Origin of the sequence: Streptomyces sp. PA03-1a (assembly GCF_033792805.1) — a bacterium.
Taxonomy (GTDB): Bacteria; Actinomycetota; Actinomycetes; order Streptomycetales; family Streptomycetaceae; genus Actinacidiphila.
The window spans coordinates 1-18,877 of the sequence record NZ_JARAVO010000191.1 but is presented as its reverse complement, the minus strand read 5'-3'; the positions used below and the strand labels follow the sequence as shown (position 1 = coordinate 18,877).

The following is an 18,877-nucleotide window of genomic DNA, read 5'->3' as shown; positions in this document are numbered from 1 at the left end:
CCCCCACCCTCCCCTTCCCCGATACCCCTAGGGGGTATAATTTGGTGGTGGGTGGACGGCACGGTGCCCGACGCCGTTCACCGGAACACGCACAGAACGCACGAGGAGAACCCATGTCTGTCAGCTACAGCGTCTCCGGGATGAGCTGCGGTCACTGCGAGTCCGCGGTCAGCAAGGAGGTCTCGACCCTCCCCGGTGTGATCGGCATCACGGTGGACGCCAAGACCGGCCTGCTCACCATCGACTCCGACGCCCCCCTGGACGAGGAGGCCGTCCGCGCCGCCGTGGACGAGGCGGGCTACGAACTGGTCGGCCGGGCATGACCGTCCCGGATCAGCAGCAGGTCACCCCGCGGATCGCCGCGCAGGCCGCCCCTGCGGGCGTCACCGAGCTCGAACTCGCGATCGGCGGGATGACCTGCGCCTCGTGCGCGGCCCGGATCGAGAAGAAGCTCAACCGGGTGGACGGCGTCACGGCCACCGTCAACTACGCCACCGAGAAGGCCAAGGTGGCGTTCGGGGACGGGATCGGCGTCGGCGACGTGATCGCCATCGTCGAGTCCACCGGTTACACCGCCGCGCTCCCCGCCCCGCCGGTCACCGACGCGTCGCGGGAGGAACCGGAGTCCGCGCCGGGCGAGCTCACGGCGCTGCGGCAGCGGCTGCTGACCGCCGTCGTGCTCGCCGTGCCCGTCATCGCGATGGCCATGGTCCCGGCCCTGCAGTTCCGCAACTGGCAGTGGCTGTCGCTGACCCTGGCCGCGCCGGTCGTGGCGTACGCGGCATGGCCCTTCCACCGTGCGGCGTGGACAAACCTGCGGCACGGCGCCACCACCATGGACACGCTGATCTCCATGGGCACGCTGGCCTCCTTCGGCTGGTCGGTCTGGGCGCTCTTCTTCGGCGACGCGGGCGTGCCGGGCCTGACGCACCCCTTCGAGCTGACCGTCGCCCAGGGGCACGGCTCCGCCAACCTGTACCTGGAGGTCGCCTCCGGCGTCACCGCCTTCATCCTGGCCGGGCGCTACTTCGAGGCCCGTTCCAAGCGCCGGGCGGGCGCCGCGCTGCGCGCCCTGATGGAACTGGGCGCCAAGGACGTCGGCGTGCTGCGCGGCGGGCGCGAGGTGCGCGTCCCCACGGCCGAACTGGCCGTCGGCGACCTGTTCGTGGTGCGGCCGGGCGAGAAGGTGGCCACCGACGGCCTCGTACGGGAGGGCACCTCGGCGGTCGACGCCTCGATGCTCACCGGCGAGTCCGTACCGGTCGAGGTGGGGCCGGCCCGGGCCGTCACCGGAGCCACGGTGAACGCCGGCGGCCGGCTGGTCGTGGAGGCCACCCGGGTCGGCGCCGACACCCAACTGGCCCGGATGGCCCGCCTGGTGGAGGACGCCCAGAACGGCAAGGCGGCGGCGCAGCGCCTCGCCGACCGGATCTCCGCGGTGTTCGTCCCCGTCGTCATCGGGCTCGCGCTCGCGACCCTCGGCTTCTGGCTCGGCAACGGCTCGGGCCCCACCGCCGCCTTCACCGCGGCCGTCGCCGTGCTGATCATCGCCTGCCCGTGCGCGCTCGGACTGGCCACGCCCACGGCGCTGATGGTCGGCACCGGACGGGGCGCGCAGCTCGGCATCCTCATCAAGGGACCCGAGGTCCTGGAGACCACCCGGCGGGTCGACACCATCGTGCTGGACAAGACCGGCACGGTCACCACCGGCGCCATGACCCTGACCGCCGTCCACCTGGCCGAGGGCGAGCGGGAGGACGAGGTGCTGCGCCTGGCCGGCGCCCTGGAGCACGCCGCCGAGCATCCCATCGCCCGCGCGGTCGCCCGGGCGGCCGAGGAGCGCACCGGCCCGCTGCCCGGCGTCACGGGCTTCCGCGCGCTGCCCGGACTCGGCGTCCAGGGCACCGTCGACGGCCACGAGGTCACGGTGGGCCGCCAGGAACTGCCCGAGCCGCTCCCGGCGGGGCTCGCCCGCGCGAAGGCCGAGGCCGAGGCCCGGGGCAGCACGGTGGTCACGGCCGCCTGGGGCGGCCGGGCCCGTGCCGTGCTCGTCGTCGCCGACGCCGTGAAGCCGACCAGCGCCGACGCCGTCCGCATGCTGCGCGGACTGGGCCTCACCCCGGTGCTGCTCACCGGCGACAACGAGGCGGTGGCCCGGGCCGTCGCCGCCGAGGTCGGCATCGACGCCGCCGATGTGATCGCGGACGTCATGCCGGAGGACAAGGTCGCCGTCGTGGCCCGGCTCCAGCGGGAGGGCAGGTCCGTCGCCATGGTCGGCGACGGGATCAACGACGCTGCCGCGCTGGCCCGCGCCGACCTCGGGCTCGCCATGGGCACCGGCACGGACGCCGCCATCGAGGCGAGCGACCTGACCCTGGTCCGGGGCGACCTGCGGGTGGCCGCCGACGCCATCCGGCTGTCCCGGCGCACCCTGGGCACGATCAGGGGCAACCTCTTCTGGGCCTTCGGCTACAACGTGGCGGCCCTGCCGCTCGCCGCCGCCGGGCTGCTCAACCCGATGATCGCGGGCGCCGCGATGGCCTTCTCCTCGGTCTTCGTGGTCGGCAACTCGCTTCGCCTGCGCGGGTTCCGTCCGCTCGCGCGCTGACCCCCACGGCCGCCCCCGGGGCCGTGGGGGGCGGCCACCGGCCGTGGGGCGGTCACTCGCCGTCGGTGTCCAGCAAGGCGGCGATGACCGCGTCCATGTCCAGGTGGCGCAGTTCCTGCCCGGGCGGCACGGCCTCGTACACCCGGGCCAGGAAGCTCCGCAGACCGGAGGTGCGCACCTCCACGAGTGCGGTGCCCTCGTCGGTGCGGAACTCGATCGCGGTGTGCTCCGGCCCGTTCGGCCGGATGTGCACGTCGCCCTCCCCGGCGGGCTCGTACAGGCCCGTGGTGAGCAGCCCGCGGGCGAAGACCCAGGTCACCTCGGCGCCGTCGAGGGAGACCTCCGCGGGGAAGGTGATCCGGGCGGCGAGCGGGTCGTCGCGGCGGTAGCGCAGGGTCGCGGTGATCTCCCGGCCCCGGGGCCCCGAGCGCGGGGTGCGCAGACGGGCCCTGACGATGTGGTCGATGTCGGTCAGCATGGCCTTCCTCGGCAGGCGGGCGGTGCGCTCCGGATGCGTCCCGGTCCACCGGGAGAGCGCCGACGGCCGCTGTCCTTACGCGACTTCCGGCTCCGATTGTGTGATGTACGTCACAGGCGTCCGGAGTTGCTGTCGGTGGGCCGTGCCACGATGAGCCATGGACGCACGACGGACGGTGGGGGCGCAGGAGCGGCGGCGGCGCATGGCGGTACGGCACCGGCTGACGCCGGAACGGCGGGCCGCGACCCCCGAAGAAGTCACCGAGTCGCTGGTGGCGCTGCACGGCACGGACCCGGCGACGGTCTACGTGTCGGCCGCCGCCAGGATGCACGAGCCCGGCGCCGCGGCCCTGGACCGGGCCCTGTACGAGGACCGGAGCCTGACCCGGCTGCTCGCGATGCGGCGGACGATGTTCGTGGTCACCACCGCCTCGGCGCCGGTGGTGCTCTCCGCGGCGGCCCTGGCGATCGCCGCGCAGGAGCGGCGGAAACTGCTCAAGCACCTGGCCGACGGCGGCGGCTGGGACGAGCGGTGGCTGGCGGAGCTGGAGGAGTCCGTGCTCGCCGCCCTGACCGGACGCGGCGAGGCGACGGCCGCGCAGCTCGCCTCCGACGTGCCCCGGCTGCGCGAACAGGTCGTGGTGGCACGCGGCAAGCCGTACGAGGCCACCCAGGCGGTGTCGACACGCGTCCTGCGGGTGCTGGCGGCGGAGGGCCGGATCGTCCGCAGACGGCCGGTGGGCGGCTGGACGAGCAGTCAGTACCGGTGGGCGCCGGGCACGGTGAGGCGGACGCCGCCCACCGCGGAGGCGCGCGTCGAGCTGGTGCGCCGCTGGCTGGCGGCGTACGGCCCGGGCACGGAGGCCGACCTGAAGTGGTGGACGGGCTGGACGCTGACCGAGGTCCGCAAGGCCCTGGCGGCGCTCGGCACCGAAGAGGTCCTGCTCGACGGGGAGACCGGCCACGTGCTGCCGGGCGACGGCGACCCGGTCCCGCCGGCACCACCGTGGGCGGCGCTGCTGCCCGCACTGGACCCGACGCCGATGGGCTGGCAGCGGCGCGACTGGTACCTGCCGCAGGACGAACGGGAACGGGCGGCGCTCTTCGACCGCTCGGGCAACATCGGCCCGACCGTGTGGTGGAACGGCCAGGTCGTCGGCGGCTGGGCGCAGCGCGCCGACGGCGAGGTCGTCCACCGGCTCTTCGGCGACCCGGGCCGCGAGGCCGTCGCCGCGATCGAGGAAGAGGCCGCGCGACTGCGGGGGTGGCTGGACGCCGTCCGCGTCACGCCCCGCTTCCGCACCCCGCTGGAGCGCGAGTTGTCGGCCCGGGCGGCTTCGGTGTCCCCGGCGGCCTCGACGGCTTCACCGGCCTGAAACACCGTCACCCCGGGTATGCCGCCCATGACGCCCGGTGACCGGCCGGGCGCGGACCGGGCGGAGGTGGACCGATGGAACAGGTGGCCGTGTTCTGCGGCAACTGCGACTGCGGCTGTCCCACGCTGTACGTGGACGCGACGGCGCCGGCTGACCAGCGGGTCGTGCTGACCGACGACTTCGGGCAGCGGGTGCGGATGAGCGCCGAGCAGTTCCGCTCGCTGGTCGAGGAGGCGAAGGCGGGCCGGCTGGACCACGTGTAGCGGTCCGGCCGGCCCGTCCATCCGATCGCCCGCGCACCGCGGGCGGGGGCCGACCCGGGTCAGGCGACCCGGGTCAGCTTCGAGCCGAAGGAGGGCTCGACGAGGGCCGACTCCAGCACGACCGGGACCCGGATCATGCTGTCGCCCTTGCCGACGACGAGCTCACCGACCTGGTCACCTGCCTGCGCCGAGTGCGGCAGACCCCCCTTGCCGGTCTCCACCGAGATGTCGACCTTGAGGCCCGTCCAGCCGATCGCGGTGACGTCCTTCCCGGCCACCACCGGGGTGCGGCCGCCGAGGCCGTCGTCGACGTAGCCGACGACGTCGCCCTTCTTGATGATCGTGGCCGAGGCGAGCGCGTCCCGCGTGCCGTCGATCAGGGTGCGGCTGCGGCTGAGGACCGTGTCGATGATCGGCGCCTTCTGCTGGTCGAGCATCGCGCCGACGATCAGCTGCTTGGTGCCGCCGATCGTGCGGTAGGCGGCGAAGAGCAGGTTGCCGCCGGCCTTGGTGCTGGTGCCGGTCTTGATGCCGACGATGTCGTGGTAGCCGGCCAGCTGGTTGTAGTTCTTCTGGTCGTCGCCGTTGATGTCCGTGTACTGGATCTTGGTGGCGATCTCCGCAAAGACCTCGTCCTTCATCGCCGCGTGCCCCAGTTTGACCTGGTCGCTCGCGGTGCTGACGGTGGTCGCCTCCAGCCCGCTCGGGTCGGTGTAGGTCGTGTCGTCCATCCCGAGTTCCTTGGCGGCGGCGTTCATCTTCTTCACGAACGCCTCCTCCGATCCCGCGTCCCAACGGGCCAGCAGTCGCGCGATGTTGTTGGCGGAGGGCAGCATGACGGCCTCCAGCGCCTCGTACTCGCTGAGCTTCTGCCCGGCGGTGACGGGGACGACGGACTCCGACTCCTGCACGCCGCTGTGGTACTGGTCCTCGGCCTTCTGGTCGACCTCGACGGCCTCGCCCTTGCCGCCCTTCTTGATCGGGTGGTCGCGCAGGATGACGTAGGTCGTCATCACCTTGGCGACGCTCGCGATCGGCGTCGGCACCTGCTCGCCGAACTCGCCCATGCGGCCCAGTCCCTCGGCCTCGACGACGGCCTGGCCCTCGCTGGGCCACGGGAGCGCGAGTTCGTCGCCCTTGAAGGTGTACGAGGTCTCGGCGGTCAGGTCCAGCTCCGGCTCGGGCAGCGGGCGCAGCGCCTGCGCCACGCAGAAGGCCACGATCAGCAGCAGGACCAGCGGGGTCCAGATCTTGATCCGCCGCACGGTCGTGCGCAGCGGCGTCTGCGGCGGCGGCGGCGTGTTCGTCAGTTCCGCCAGCAGCCGCAGCGGCTCGTCGGGGTCGGGGGGCAGCGGCATCTGCTTCGTCCGCGAACCGCCGCCGGGCTCCGTGGTCCGCGGGGTCTCCACGGGCGCCGGGGCCTGCGGGACCACGGCCGGGCGGTCGTCGGTCCGCAGCGGGACAAACGTTCCGCTCGGCCGGGAAGGCGCCTTGACGGGCGCGGACGCGGAGGGCGCGCGCAGCGTCAGGGTGCCGTCCCTGACCGGCGTGCCGCCGCCCTCGGTGCGGGGCGCGCGCAGCGTGAGCGTGCCCTCCCCGGCCCTGGGGCCGTCGTGTCCGCCCCCGGACGCCTCGCGCGCCCCGGGTCCGCCCTTGACGTCTCCGGGGCCCTGTGAGGGGCCCTCAGCGTCGTCGTCCTCGTCGTCGCCCTCGTCGTCGCCCTCGTGGTCGTCCGAGGGGGTGGCGTCGCGGGACTCCCCGGGAGCGTCCTGCGTTGAGTCGTCCGGGGTCTCCTCGCCCGCGTCGCCGGCGTCGTCGTCCCCGGGCTCCGCTTCGGCGTCCGCCCCGGCCCGCTCGTCCGTCCCCGCGGAAGGCTCCTCGCCGGCCCCGGTCTCCCCGGCGGCGGAAGGTTCCTCCGGCTCGGCCCCGGAGTCCGCGGACTCCTCGGGCTCCTCGGGCGCCTCGGTGTCCTCCGCGTCCACCGCGTCCGCGGGCTCCTCCACGGGCGTCCCGCCGGCGGTGGGTTCCGCGGCGCCGTCCTCGGCGGCCGCGTCCTCGGTGCGGTCCTCCTCGGTCCGGCCCTCGGGGCCGTCCTCGGTGCCGGCTTCGGCCTCCGCTTCGTCCCCGGCCTCGTCCCCGGCCGCGTCCTCGCCTCCGTCCGTCCCGGATTCCTCCGCGCCCGCCTCCTCGGCGACTGCGTCGTCGGTACGGGATTCCGCATCGTCCCCCGCGCCGTCGGCCGGAGGGGCGTCCTCCGCGTCCGGCGTAGCGTCCTGCGGCTCGCCGTCCACGTCCGCTCCGTCATCCGGCGTAGCGGAAGCACTCCGATCCGGCTCCGGCACGCCCTCCGCTTCGGGCGGCTCCGGCGCGAACTCCGGGTCTCCGGTGGCCGGTTCCGATGCGCCCCGGGGCGCTCCCACGACCCCGCGGAAGACCGACAGCCTCGGATCCACCGCCCCGCCTCCGGTCGCCTCCCCCGACAACTCCTGCTGCTCCGCCCTGCCGGGGGACTCGCCCGCCACCGGACCTCCTCCACACTCGTGCGGTGCGCCGCCGCGGCGCCCCGCTCACCCTTACACCAGTTTCCAGGCCCCTGCTGTGAAGCCGCCGTGGGACCCGCCGTGGGACGCCGACGGCCCCCCGCGAGCCACCGCCGCCCTCGGTGCTAGACGAGAACGACATATGAGTCGGTTCCCGCACGAACGGGCAAGGCGCTCTCGACAGGCCGGTGTGAGAGGCGTCACCCTGTCATTCATCCACGCGGGGAGGCATGGATGGGCAGGAGCCGCAGAACACTTCCGGAGGAGCTACTGCTTCTCGCCTTGGACCCGGCCACGGGTACCACGGCGCAGCCGCAGTCGCTCGACCTCGGTCTTGCCGGGGCACAGCTAGTGGAGCTGGCCCTCGCAGGACGGATAGCCCCTGACGGGGATCGTATCGCCGTGGTGCACCCACGGCCGACAGGAGATCCGACCCTGGACTCCGCGCTCGAACTGCTGCGCCGTCGTGGCAGCCCCGTGCGCGCCGTCCACTGGATCGGCGGGCCCCGCCTGGGGCTGCGCCAGACGTATCTCACGCATCTGGAACGGTGCGGCATGGTGCACGCCGTGCCGGGGCAGATGTGCGGGGTGCTGCCGACCACGCGCTATCAGGCGACCGACAGCGAGGTCAGCCGGGAGATCAGGGCCCGGCTGGACAGTGCGATCCGCACCGGGGTGCCACCGGACCCGCGGACCGCCGCGCTCGCCGCGATCGCCCATGCCGTGGGGCTCGGCAAGCACCTGTACCCGGGCAACGAAGGCCGGTCGTCCCGATCGCGGCTCCGTGACCTGATCAGGTACGACCCCATGGGCGGCCTCGTCGCGCACGCCGTGATGGACGTGCAGAACGGTGCCGCCGCGCAGCCGAAGCGCGCCCCCGCCCAGGGGCGTCCGGCGGCGGCCAGGGCGACGGGCCACGGCATGGTCCGCGCCGGCGTCCGCTGACCCGGGGTGTCCGGCGGCAGGGCCCGGACACCGTGACGACCGCGATCCCATCGCAACCGCCGCGCGCGGGGCGGCGACCGGCACCGGCCGGCCGCCGCCCCGCGCGTTGCCGTTTGTCCGCTCTTTCGACGAGCGCAGCATATGACCAATTCCCAGCGGTGGGATGACCGATAGTGGCACTCTGCTGACCAGCAGTACATATCTGCAGAGAACACGGACCAGTCCGGAATCCGGAGGTGCACATCCCGTGGCCGCCAACGTCAATCCGACCGTCAGGCGACGCCGACTCGGCTCGGAACTGCGCAAGCTGCGCGAGCAGAAAGGGATGACCGCGGAGGAGGTCGCCGCACGGCTGCTGGTCTCCCAGTCGAAGATCAGCAGGCTGGAGAACGGACGCCGGAGCATCAGCCAGCGCGACGTGCGCGACCTGTGCAGCGTGTACGGGGTCGAGGACAGCCGCCTCGTCGACTCCCTGATGAACATGGCGCGCGAGTCCCGGCAGCAGGGCTGGTGGCACGCCTTCGGCGACGTCCCCTACAGCGTCTACATCGGCCTGGAGACCGAGGCCGAGTCCCTGCGCGTCTACGACTCCCTGGTGGTGCCGGGCCTGCTGCAGACCCGCAACTACGCCTCGGCCGTCATCGAGGGGACGCTCCCCGAGGCCACGCCCGAGCAGATCGAGAAGCGGATCGAGATCCGGCTGCGGCGCCAGGAGCGCGTCACCGACCCGGACTCGCCGCTGCGCTTCTGGGTGGTGATGGACGAGTCCGCGCTGCGCCGTGTCGTCGGCACCAAGGACGTGATGCGCGAACAGCTGGAGTACCTGGCCCAGATGAGCACCCAGGCGCACGTCACGGTCCAGGTCCTGCCGTACGACGCCGGGGCCCACCCCGGCATGTCCGGCAACTTCGCGATCCTGGAGTTCGCCGACGCCACCGACTCCAGCGTCGTCTACATCGAGGGCGTCACGAGCGACCTGTACCTGGAGAAGCCGACCGACGTGCACGGCTACAGCGTGATGTACGAGCACCTGCGGGCCCAGGCGCTCAGCGCGGAGCAGAGCCGGCAGTTCATCGCGGACGCCGCGAAGGAGTACGCACGCTGACCCCCCGGCGGGAATGCCGCAGAGTACACCTGCGTCCCGTGAGGCGGAAGACCTCCTGGAATATGCCACCCGTAGGGGGTAATAGCCGCTGTGGGCAGTGATGTTGGCGAGTAGCTTCGATCACGTCAGAGCTGCACAAAAAAGAAAGCTCGGAGCGATCATGGCTATTCAGCTCGGAAACACCAGGGCGTGGACCAAGTCCACCCGTTCCCAGGGAAATGGCGCCTGCGTCGAGGTGGCCTCCCGTACGACGTCGGCCGTCGACGTCCGCGACTCCAAGGACCCCGACGGCCCGACGCTCGCCTTCTCCCCCGAGGCCTGGGCGGCGTTCGTCGCGGACGTCGGCCACGGGACGTACGACCTCGACTGAGCACCGACGCAGTATCCGTACGGGCCCTCTCGACCGGCACGCCGTCCTGGCCGAGGGGGCTCACTGCCACCCCGGCGCCCTACCCCCGCAACCGGTCGACGTAGGTGTCGGTCCCGGGCACCGTGGGGACGAAGGGCGCGACGAGTTCGACCCGGCCGAGCCCCGTGCCGGCCACCTCGGCGTCCAGCCCCGTGAAGTGCTCCTCCCACACCTCGCGCGGGTCCCGCTGCAGGAACCACAGCAGGGTGAGCCGGGTGCCGACGCCCTCGACCTGCTTCACGTACGACATCCGCTCCAGCGGCAGCGGCGTGGGACGGAAGGCGGTCACCATCGCGGAGGGCGAGCCGGCCAGCCGCCGCGGCAGGTGGCGGTCGCGCAGCAGGCCGAGCAGCGCGTCGCACTCCTGCGGGGTGTCGGTGTCGACCACCTCGACGACCAGCCCCGCGTAGGGGTGGTCGAGCGCGTGGAAGTCCCGGGGACCGGCCGGCCCGTCTCGGTAGACGGTGACGGCGTGGTCCTGGAAGGCGGTGAAGACGTGGGTGCGGTCGTGGTGGACACGGGCGTCGCGGTTGAGGCGCCGGTTGATGGCGACGGTCCACTTCATGTGGTCCGCGTAGCGCCCGGCCGTGATCCAGTACACGCTGACGTAGCAGCCCTCGGTGACGGGCCGGGCCACCGCGGACTTCTCCGGGTAGCGCAGTAACTGCAGGTCGCGGGTGGCCACCCAGCGGCGCCCGGCGTACATCCAGGGCATGGCCATGGCACCGGCGATGAAGTGGTCGTCCTCGTACCAGCGGTTGTAGGCGTACTCGTGGCCGGGGTGCGGCTCGACCATGGTGATGAGCGCGTGGCCGAGGCCGGGGCCGTACGGGCCGACGGAGGCCAGTTCGGCGTAGACCTCGCTGCGGGTGTCTTCTTCGGTCATGCATACGGTGTAGCTGACTGAACGTCAGAAATGGAAGCCCGTGGCGACGCCCGACACATCTGTGTACGGTCCGCGAGATCACCCGCCCACAGCGAAGGAGCCCGTCATGCGTGCCGCCGTCCCCGGCCTCGCCACCCGCGCCACCTCCGTCGGCGGCTCGCCGGTACGGGAGATCCTCGCGCTGACCGCCCGCCCGGAGGTGATCTCCTTCGCCGGCGGGCTGCCCGCCCCCGAGCTCTTCGACGCCGCGGCGATACGCGCCGCGTACGACCGCGTCCTCGCCGAGGCGCCCGAGCGGGTGCTGCAGTACTCCACCACCGAGGGGGACCCGGCGCTGCGCACGGCGGTCGCCGGCCGGCTCAGCCGGGCGGGACTGCCCACCGGCTCCGACGACCTGCTCGTCACCGGCGGCTCCCAGCAGGCCCTCACCCTGGTCTCCACCGCCCTGCTGGAACCCGGGGACGTCGTCCTCGTGGAGGACCCGGGCTACCTGGCGGCGCTGCAGTGCTTCGCCTTCGCGGGCGCCCGCGTGGTGCCCGTCCCCTCCGACGCGGACGGCATCGACCCGACGTCCCTGGAACTGGCCGTCGTCCGGGAGAAGGCCAAGCTGCTCTACCTGGTGCCGACCTTCCAGAACCCCACGGGCCGCACGACGACCGACGAGCGCCGGCAGGCGGTCGCCCTGATCGCCGAACGGCACGGGTTGTGGATCGCGGAGGACGACCCGTACGGCGAACTGCGCTACGACGGCGAGGCGGAGCCGTGGATCGCCTCCCACGAGGCGGCCGCCGACCGTACGGTCCTGCTCGGCAGCCTGTCCAAGATCATGGCCCCCGGGATGCGGCTCGGCTGGCTGCGCGCCCCGGCCGCCCTGCGCCGGGCGTGCGTGGTCGCCAAGCAGTCCGCCGACCTGCACACCTCGACCGTGGACCAGGCCGCCGCCGCCCGCTACCTCGCCGACTCCGACCTCGACGCCCATCTGACCCGGGTCCGCGCCGCCTACCGGGAGCGGCGGGACGCCCTGCTGGCCGGGCTGCCCGGCGCGCTGCCCGAGGGCAGCACGTGGAACCGGCCCAAAGGCGGCATGTTCGTCTGGGCCCGGCTGCCCGCCGGTTACGACGCGACGGAGCTGCTGCCCCAGGTGGTGGCCCACGACGTGGCCTACGTGCCGGGGGCGCCCTTCTACGCGGGCGAGCCCGACCGTGCGGCGCTGCGGCTGTCCTTCGTGACGCACACCCCGGACGAGATCGGGGAGGGGCTGCGCCGGCTCGCCAAGGCCCTGGCCATCGCGGGCGGGTGAGCCTATTCTGACGATCCGTCAGTTCATCCGTCCGGGTGGAGGTGGTGGGCCGTGCTGCTGCGCGACAAGACCGTGGTGGTGTCCGGGGTCGGGGCCGGCCTCGGACAGCGCGTCGCCCAGGCCGTCGTCCGCGACGGCGGGAACGCGGTGCTCGGGGCCCGCACCGAGGCCCACCTCGCCAAGGCGGCGGACGAGATCGACCCCGGGGGCGCCCACGTCGCCTGGCGCTCCACTGACATCAAGGACGCCGCGCAGTGCGAGGCGCTGGCCGCCCTCGCGCAGGAGCGCTTCGGCGGGATCGACGCGGTCGTCCACGTCGCCGCCATGGACGGCCACTTCGGCGGTCTGGCCGATGCCGACTTCGAGACCTGGAAGACGGTACTGGACGTCAACCTGCTCGGCACGCTGCGGATGACCCGGGCCTGCCTGCCCGGTCTGCGCGGGCGCGGCGGCGGCTCGGTGGTCTTCATCGGGACCCAGTCCGCCGTGGCCGCGCCGTCTCAGGTGCGTCAGGCGGCGTACGCGTCCTCCAAGGGCGCGCTCACCTCGGCGATGTACTCGCTCGCCCGTGAACTCGGCCCGGAGCGGATCCGGGTCAACACCGTGCTGCCGGGCTGGATGTGGGGCCCGCCGGTCCAGGCCTACGTCGGCTTCACCGCGCACACCGAGGGCGTGCCCGAGGACGAGGTGCTGCACCGGCTCACCGACCGGATGGCGCTGCCGGAGCTGGCCACGGACGGCGACGTGGCGGAGGCCGCGGTCTTCCTGGCCTCCGACCGGGCGCGCGCGATCACCGGGCAGTCGCTGCTGGTGAACGCGGGCGAACTGATGCGCTGACAGGGACGGTCGGAGCCCCGGGCGGGCTCCGGTCGACGTGCGGTCGTTCCGGCGAAGTACCCGCTCATCGTGGGGCGCCGGGCAGGTTCACAACAACGTGAAGTAAGGTCAAGAACAAGTAAAATCGTTCTACTCGCTGATCGGTGTTCATGTCCTTGAACACCGATGGTATTGACCAGTCCCTTTCCAGGCGGTTCAATCTGGGGCGCCGCCCCGCGACGGACGTACCGGCGAAGTGCGCTCCCGTTCACAAGGCGGACCCCTGGAAGGGGCAACAACGCATGAACAGTCTCGACTGGGCCGTACTCGTCGGCTACTTCGGCGTGATGGTCGCCATCGGCTTGTGGTCCCACAAACGCGTCGACGACGTCAGCGACTTCTTCACCGCGGGCGGTCGCATGCCCTGGTGGCTGTCCGGCATCTCGCACCACATGTCCGGCTACAGCGCGGTCATGTTCACCGGGTACGCCGGCATCGCCTACACCTACGGCGTCACCTCGTACGTCACCTGGTCCTTCCCCATCGCCATCGGCATCGCCATCGGGGCCAACCTCTTCGCGCCCCGGCTCAACCGGCTGCGCTCGCGGCTGCACGTGGCCTCGCCGCTGGAGTACCTGAAGACCCGCTACAACGTCCCGACCCAGCAGGCACTCGCCGTCTCCGGCGTGCTGCTCAAAATCGTGGACGTGGGCGCCAAGTGGGCGGCGATCGCCACCCTCCTGTCGGTCTTCACCGGTGTCTCCCTCAACCAGGGCATCCTCATCACCGGCGCCGTCACGGCCGTCTACTGCACCGTCGGCGGCCTGTGGGCGGACGCCCTCACCGAGCTGGGCCAGTTCGTCATCCAGCTGCTGGCCGGCCTCGCCATGCTGGTCGCGGTGCTGGGCGAGATCGGCGGTATCAGCGGGCTGTGGACGGTCTGGGACAAGCTGCCCGACAACCACACCGCCCCGACCGCCGGCCCGTACACCCTGACCTTCCTGCTGGCGTACCTGTTCATCAAGACGTTCGAGTACAACGGCGGCATGTGGAACCAGGCCCAGCGCTACATGGCCACGAGCAACGCCCGCGAGGCCACGCGCTCGGCGCGGCTGTCGTCCGTGCTGTGGTTCGTCTGGCCGCTGATCCTGTTCTTCCCGATGTGGGTCGCCCCGCTGCTGGTGAAGGCGCAGAAGCCGGACGCGTCCGACTCGTACGCCCTGCTGACCGAGCAACTGCTGCCGCACGGCCTGCTGGGCCTGGTGGTCGTCGGCTTCTTCTCGCACACCATGGCCATGTGCTCCTCGGACGCCAACGCCATCGCCGCCGTCTTCACCCGGGACATCGCCCCGGTGCTGTCCAAGGCGGCGCGCGGCTGGAACGCGCGGGCCGGACTGCTCGCGGCGCGGCTCACCACCGTGGCCTTCCTCGCCCTGTCGATGGCGGTGGCCACCCAGGTCAACTCGCCGACCTTCAAGGACATCATCACCGTCGTCATCAAGTGGGTGGCCGGCCTGATGGGCCCGATCGCGATCCCGTTCATGCTCGGCCTGCTGCGGACGTTCCGCAAGTCCGGCCCGACGGCGGCGCTGGTCTCCTGGGCGGCGGGCCTGTTCGCCTTCTGGCTCACCAACTACGGCCTGGACGGGGTGCAGCTGCAGATCCAGATCGTGACGCCGCTCGCCGTCAGCCTCGTGCTGTACGTGCTCATCGGCCTCGTCAAGCCCGAGGACACCCCCGAGCGCGACGCGGTCCTGGCGCGGATCAACTCCGACGGGGACGGGGACGACGCGGCCGCCGCCGCGGCCCTGCCCGAGGAGCCCGCGAAGGCCTGACGGCCGGGTCCCGGGGCGGGCCTTCACCCGCCCCGGGACCCGCCCGGGCGCCCGCCCGCTCACAGGACGTCGGCGAGCTCCTGCAGCAGCCGCCGCTTGGGCCGCGCCCCCACCAGGGACTTCACCGGCTCCCCCGACCGGAAGACCATCAGGGTCGGCATCGACAGGACGCCGTACGCCGCCGTCGCCTGCGGGTTGTGGTCCACGTCGAGCTGGACGACCTTCAGCCGGCCCGCCTCCTCGTGGGCGACCTCCGCCAGGACCGGGGCGATCTGGCGGCACGGCGGGCACCAGTCGGCGGTGAACTCCACCAGGACCGGCCCCTCGGCCCCCAGCACCTCCTCGGCGAACGTCGCGTCGGTCACCTCGGTCAGGCCCTCGATGTGCGTCGTCATCGCGTACTCCCCTCGTCTGCCTCGCAGCTGAACTCACAGCGCGGTTCGGAGGTGCCCCCGGCCGAGGCCAGCTCCGCGCGGACGAGCTGCGAGCCGAGCCGCTCGCGGAGCTCCCCCAGACGGTCGATGCACTCGTCGAGCTCGGCCAGCTTGCGCCGGTAGACGTCGATCGAGGCGGCACAGGAGTCACCCTCCGGGTGGCCGGCCCGCAGGCAGTCCACGAACGGCCGGGTGTCCTCCAGTTCGAAGCCGAAGGCGCGCAGCGCCTGGATCTGCCGGAGCAGTCGCAGGTCCTGCTCGTCGTAGGCCCGGTAGCCGTTGCCCGTGCGCCGGGCCCGCAGCAAGCCGAGCGACTCGTAGTGGCGCAGGGCGCGGGTGGTGGTCCCGGCCCGTTCGGCGAGTTCTCCGATCCGCATGCCCCCGACGGTAGACCTTGACGCGGACGTCAAGGCCAGCCCGGATATTCCCCGTCGGGGCCCGGCGGCCCGGTGATCCTCCCGACACCGCCGACTGACGTACGCCGCGCCTATCCTCGGAGGATGACCCACACTCCGCCCACCACCAACAGCATGCGCCGTGCCCTGAGGCGCGCCCGTGACGGCGTCGCGCTCGACACCGCGGAGGCCGCGGTGCTGCTCCAGGCGCGGGGGGCGGACCTCGCCGCCCTGACGGAGAGCGCGGCCCGGGTGCGGGACGCGGGCCTGGAGGCGGCGGGACGGCCCGGGATCATCACCTACTCCAAGAGCGTCTTCATCCCGCTCACCCGCCTGTGCCGGGACAAATGCCACTACTGCACCTTCGTGACCGTCCCCGGCAAGCTGCGGCGGGCCGGGCACGGGATGTTCATGTCCCCGGACGAGGTGCTGGAGATCGCCCGGCGCGGTGCCGAACTGGGCTGCAAGGAAGCGCTGATCACCCTCGGGGACAAGCCGGAGGAGCGGTGGCCGGAGGCGCGGGAGTGGCTGGACGCGCACGGCTACGACGACACCATCGCGTACGTGCGGGCGATGTCCATCAGGATCCTGGAGGAGACGGGGCTGCTGCCGCACCTCAACCCCGGGGTCATGAGCTGGACGGACTTCCAGCGGCTGAAGCCGGTCGCCCCCTCGATGGGCATGATGCTGGAAACGACGGCGACCCGGCTGTGGAGCGAGCCCGGCGGCCCGCACTACGGCTCCCCCGACAAGGAACCGGCCGTACGGCTGCGGGTGCTGGAGGACGCGGGGCGCAGCTCCGTGCCGTTCACCAGCGGGCTGCTCATCGGCATCGGTGAGACCTACGAGGAGCGTGCCGAGTCGCTGTTCGCGCTGCGCCGCGTCGCGCGGTCGTACCACGGCATCCAGGAACTGATCATCCAGAACTTCCGCGCCAAGCCGGACACCGCGATGCGCGGCATGCCGGACGCGGAACTGGACGACCTGGTGGCCACGGTGGCGGTCGCCCGGCACATCATGGGGCCGTCGGCCTGCCTCCAGGCACCGCCGAACCTGGTGGACGCGGAGTACGCCCGGCTGATCGGGGCCGGCATCGACGACTGGGGCGGGGTGTCGCCGCTGACCCCGGACCACGTCAACCCCGAGCGGCCCTGGCCGCAGATCGAGGAGCTGGCGGCACGCTCGGCGGAGGTGGGCTTCCGCTTGCGCGAACGGCTCTGCGTGTACCCGGAGTTCGTCCGGCGCGGCGAGCCGTGGCTGGACCCGCGGCTGCTGCCGCACGTGCGGGCGCTGGCCGACCCGGCCACAGGTCTGGCGCGCGAGGACGCCGAGGTCACCGGCCGTCCGTGGCAGGAGCCGGAGGAGGTCTTCACCGCCGCCGGCCGCACCGACCTGCACCGCACCATCGACACCGAGGGACGCACAGGCGACCGCCGGGAGGACTTCGACGAGGTCTACGGGGACTGGGAGGCGCTGCGCGAGCAGGCCGCCCCCGGGCTGGTCCCGGACCGCATCGAGGCCGACGTGCGCACCGCGCTGTCCGTGGCCGCCGACGACCCCACGAAGCTGACCGACGCCGAGGCGCTCGCGCTGCTGCACGCCGACGGGGCGGCGCTGGACGCGCTGTGCCGGATCGCCGACGACGTCCGCCGCGACGCGGTGGGCGACGAGGTCACCTACGTCGTCACACGGAACATCAACTTCACCAACGTCTGCTACACCGGTTGCCGGTTCTGCGCCTTCGCCCAGCGCCGCACCGACGCCGACGCCTACACCCTGTCCCTGTCCCAGGTCGCCGACCGGGCGGAACAGGCCTGGCAGCTCGGCGCCACCGAAGTCTGCATGCAGGGCGGCATCCACCCCGACCTGCCCGGCACCGCCTACTTCGACATCGCCCGCGCGGTCAAGGAACGCGTACCCGGCATGCACGTGCACGCCTTCTCCCCCATGGAGGTCGTCAACGGCGCCACCCGCACCGGCATGTCCCTCCGCGAATGGCTGAGCGCCGCCAAGGAAGCCGGCCTGGACTCCGTCCCCGGCACCGCCGCCGAGATCCTCGACGACGAGGTCCGCTGGGTCCTGACCAAGGGCAAACTACCCGCCGCCACCTGGGTCGAGGTCATCACCACGGCACACGAACTGGGCCTGCCCTCCTCCTCCACCATGATGTACGGCCACGTCGACCAGCCCCACCACTGGCTCGCCCACCTGCGCCTGCTCGCCCGGATCCAGCAGGAGACCGGCGGCTTCACCGAATTCGTCACCCTGCCGTTCATCCACACCAACGCACCCGTCTACCTGGCCGGCATCGCCCGCCCCGGCCCCACCCTGCGCGACAACCGCGCGGTCACCGCCATGGCCCGCCTCCTGCTCCACCCCCACATCCGCAACATCCAGACCAGCTGGGTCAAGCTCGGCACCGACGGCGCCGCCGAGATGCTGCGCTCCGGCGCCAACGACCTCGGCGGCACCCTGATGGAGGAGACCATCTCCCGCATGGCGGGCTCCGGTTACGGCTCCTACCGCTCCATCCGCGACCTGGTCGCCATCGCCGACGCCGCCGGCCGCCCCGCCCGCCAGCGCACCACCACCTACGGCGAAGTACCCGCAGAACGCATCGCCGCAGGCCTGGCCTCCGACGGCCACCTGCCCGAACTGCTGCCCGTCCTCGAGGACTGAGCCGGGGCGCGGCCCCCGGCCGCGCCCCCCGGCAACCTCTGCAAAAGAGTCCGAGCAACTCTCCAAAAGCGTCACACAGGCTGCGCACCTCCTTCGGGAGGTGTCGTTAGCGTTGCTGGCCGTCCCGCCCTGCACGGTGAACGTGCGCGCGGACCTGCCGCCGACGTCCCCCGGCGGCGTTGTCAGCAGAGAAAGACTCGGAGATGGACTACTGCTCCTCTTGCCGTCGGCATCTCAACGGGGCTCTCGTGTGTCCGGGGTGCGGCGCGTACGCACCCGACATAGCACCGCCCATGTGGCAGGGCCCGGACCCGGCCGCCGAACGGGAGCGGCTCCGCGACGCGGACTCCCCGGACGACCCCGACGGAACCGAACAGGACGACGCCGACCCGTCGCTGCAGGGTCGTGCGGCCCGGCGACGGCAGCTGGAACGCTGGAAGAAGAACCGGCGGCGCGCCGCGGCGGCCACGGCCGTGGCACTCGTCGGCGGCGGCCTCACCGTCGCGGCGCTGCCGCACGGCGGCTCCAAGAGCCGGGCCGACACGGCGGCGGCCGCGGAGACCCTGACCCCGGCCACCGCCCGCACCCTGCCGCTGTCCTCGATCCCCGCGCAGCCCGGCGGCGACGCCACGCACCGGCCCGGTCAGCGCGCACACCCCGCCACCACCGCGCCGCGCGGCGACGCGCCCCGCTCCGCGCCGACCGGGACGCGCACGACCGCGCCGGCGCACACCGCCCCGCAGGGCGACACCGGTCCCCGGGCCGGCACGGTCGCGGCCGTCCCCGCGCCCACGGACACCGCCCCCCAC

General features: G+C 72.8%; 17 protein-coding genes. 12 read left to right on the top strand and 5 right to left on the bottom strand.

Features of this window, described 5'->3' with window-relative positions:
• Positions 1-113 precede the first annotated feature (113 nt).
• The gene (locus PV341_RS33100; protein WP_500331554.1) at positions 114-323 is read left to right on the top strand and encodes a heavy-metal-associated domain-containing protein; all 210 of its coding nucleotides are present in this window, start codon (positions 114-116) and stop codon (positions 321-323) included.
• Positions 320-2,608 carry a heavy metal translocating P-type ATPase gene (locus tag PV341_RS33095; protein WP_500359753.1) on the top strand — a complete coding sequence of 763 codons (2,289 nt, stop codon included), beginning with the start codon at positions 320-322 and terminating at the stop codon, positions 2,606-2,608. Before PV341_RS33100 ends, PV341_RS33095 begins: the two co-directional genes overlap by 4 nt.
• A gap of 52 nt (positions 2,609-2,660) precedes the next feature.
• On the opposite strand, the gene PV341_RS33090 is transcribed toward PV341_RS33095, so the two are convergent.
• Entirely contained in the window at positions 2,661-3,086 is a 426-nt protein-coding gene (locus PV341_RS33090; RefSeq protein WP_499512383.1) for an SsgA family sporulation/cell division regulator, read from the bottom strand.
• A 157-nt stretch (positions 3,087-3,243) separates the two neighbouring features.
• Here PV341_RS33090 and PV341_RS33085 point away from each other — a divergent pair, with 157 nt between their 5' ends.
• Both PV341_RS33085 and PV341_RS33080 read left to right on the top strand, forming a co-directional pair.
• On the top strand, positions 3,244-4,461 hold the full coding sequence (locus tag PV341_RS33085; RefSeq protein ID WP_500359752.1) for a winged helix DNA-binding domain-containing protein: 1,218 nt from the start codon (positions 3,244-3,246) through the stop codon (positions 4,459-4,461).
• Positions 4,462-4,535: 74 nt separating this feature from the next.
• Positions 4,536-4,724: a hypothetical protein gene (locus tag PV341_RS33080; protein WP_500331548.1), complete on the top strand. Its 189-nt coding sequence runs from the start codon at positions 4,536-4,538 to the stop codon at positions 4,722-4,724.
• Positions 4,725-4,783: 59 nt separating this feature from the next.
• Here PV341_RS33080 and PV341_RS33075 read toward each other — a convergent pair whose 3' ends face one another.
• A complete protein-coding gene (locus PV341_RS33075; RefSeq protein ID WP_500359751.1) occupies positions 4,784-7,015 on the bottom strand; it encodes a D-alanyl-D-alanine carboxypeptidase in 2,232 nt (743 codons plus the stop codon).
• A gap of 483 nt (positions 7,016-7,498) precedes the next feature.
• Between PV341_RS33075 and PV341_RS33070 the strand changes: the two genes are divergently transcribed.
• The 3 genes from PV341_RS33070 (at position 7,499) to PV341_RS33060 (ending at position 9,684) form a co-directional block, all read left to right on the top strand.
• Positions 7,499-8,209, top strand: a complete 711-nt coding sequence (locus tag PV341_RS33070; protein WP_026251155.1) for a GOLPH3/VPS74 family protein — start codon at positions 7,499-7,501, stop codon at positions 8,207-8,209.
• A gap of 247 nt (positions 8,210-8,456) precedes the next feature.
• The gene (locus tag PV341_RS33065; RefSeq protein WP_499512387.1) at positions 8,457-9,314 is read left to right on the top strand and encodes a helix-turn-helix domain-containing protein; all 858 of its coding nucleotides are present in this window, start codon (positions 8,457-8,459) and stop codon (positions 9,312-9,314) included.
• 160 nt (positions 9,315-9,474) lie between these two features.
• On the top strand, positions 9,475-9,684 hold the full coding sequence (locus PV341_RS33060; protein WP_499512388.1) for a DUF397 domain-containing protein: 210 nt from the start codon (positions 9,475-9,477) through the stop codon (positions 9,682-9,684).
• 79 nt (positions 9,685-9,763) lie between these two features.
• On the opposite strand, the gene PV341_RS33055 is transcribed toward PV341_RS33060, so the two are convergent.
• Positions 9,764-10,609 (bottom strand): hypothetical protein, encoded by an 846-nt coding sequence (locus tag PV341_RS33055; protein WP_500359750.1) that lies wholly within the window; start codon positions 10,607-10,609, stop codon positions 9,764-9,766.
• A 106-nt stretch (positions 10,610-10,715) separates the two neighbouring features.
• Here PV341_RS33055 and PV341_RS33050 point away from each other — a divergent pair, with 106 nt between their 5' ends.
• From PV341_RS33050 to PV341_RS33040, 3 genes are all read left to right on the top strand, one after another.
• On the top strand, positions 10,716-11,909 hold the full coding sequence (locus PV341_RS33050) for an aminotransferase-like domain-containing protein (RefSeq protein ID WP_500331542.1): 1,194 nt from the start codon (positions 10,716-10,718) through the stop codon (positions 11,907-11,909).
• Positions 11,910-11,960: 51 nt separating this feature from the next.
• A complete protein-coding gene (locus PV341_RS33045) occupies positions 11,961-12,746 on the top strand; it encodes an SDR family oxidoreductase (protein WP_500331540.1) in 786 nt (261 codons plus the stop codon).
• A 281-nt stretch (positions 12,747-13,027) separates the two neighbouring features.
• Entirely contained in the window at positions 13,028-14,560 is a 1,533-nt protein-coding gene (locus tag PV341_RS33040) for a sodium:solute symporter family protein (protein ID WP_500359749.1), read from the top strand.
• 59 nt (positions 14,561-14,619) lie between these two features.
• Here PV341_RS33040 and trxA read toward each other — a convergent pair whose 3' ends face one another.
• The gene (gene trxA / locus PV341_RS33035) at positions 14,620-14,955 is read right to left on the bottom strand and encodes a thioredoxin (protein ID WP_500331536.1); all 336 of its coding nucleotides are present in this window, start codon (positions 14,953-14,955) and stop codon (positions 14,620-14,622) included.
• Positions 14,952-15,371 carry a MerR family transcriptional regulator gene (locus PV341_RS33030; RefSeq protein WP_499512394.1) on the bottom strand — a complete coding sequence of 140 codons (420 nt, stop codon included), beginning with the start codon at positions 15,369-15,371 and terminating at the stop codon, positions 14,952-14,954. The genes trxA and PV341_RS33030 overlap by 4 nt, the downstream gene beginning before the upstream one ends.
• A gap of 123 nt (positions 15,372-15,494) precedes the next feature.
• On the opposite strand from PV341_RS33030, the gene PV341_RS33025 reads away from it, so the two are divergent.
• Together PV341_RS33025 and PV341_RS33020 are read left to right on the top strand one after the other, a co-directional pair.
• Positions 15,495-18,068 carry a bifunctional FO biosynthesis protein CofGH gene (locus PV341_RS33025; protein ID WP_500331534.1) on the top strand — a complete coding sequence of 858 codons (2,574 nt, stop codon included), beginning with the start codon at positions 15,495-15,497 and terminating at the stop codon, positions 18,066-18,068.
• 203 nt (positions 18,069-18,271) lie between these two features.
• Positions 18,272-18,877: SCO2400 family protein (locus tag PV341_RS33020; protein WP_500359754.1), on the top strand; the 606-nt coding region annotated here is incomplete at its 3' end.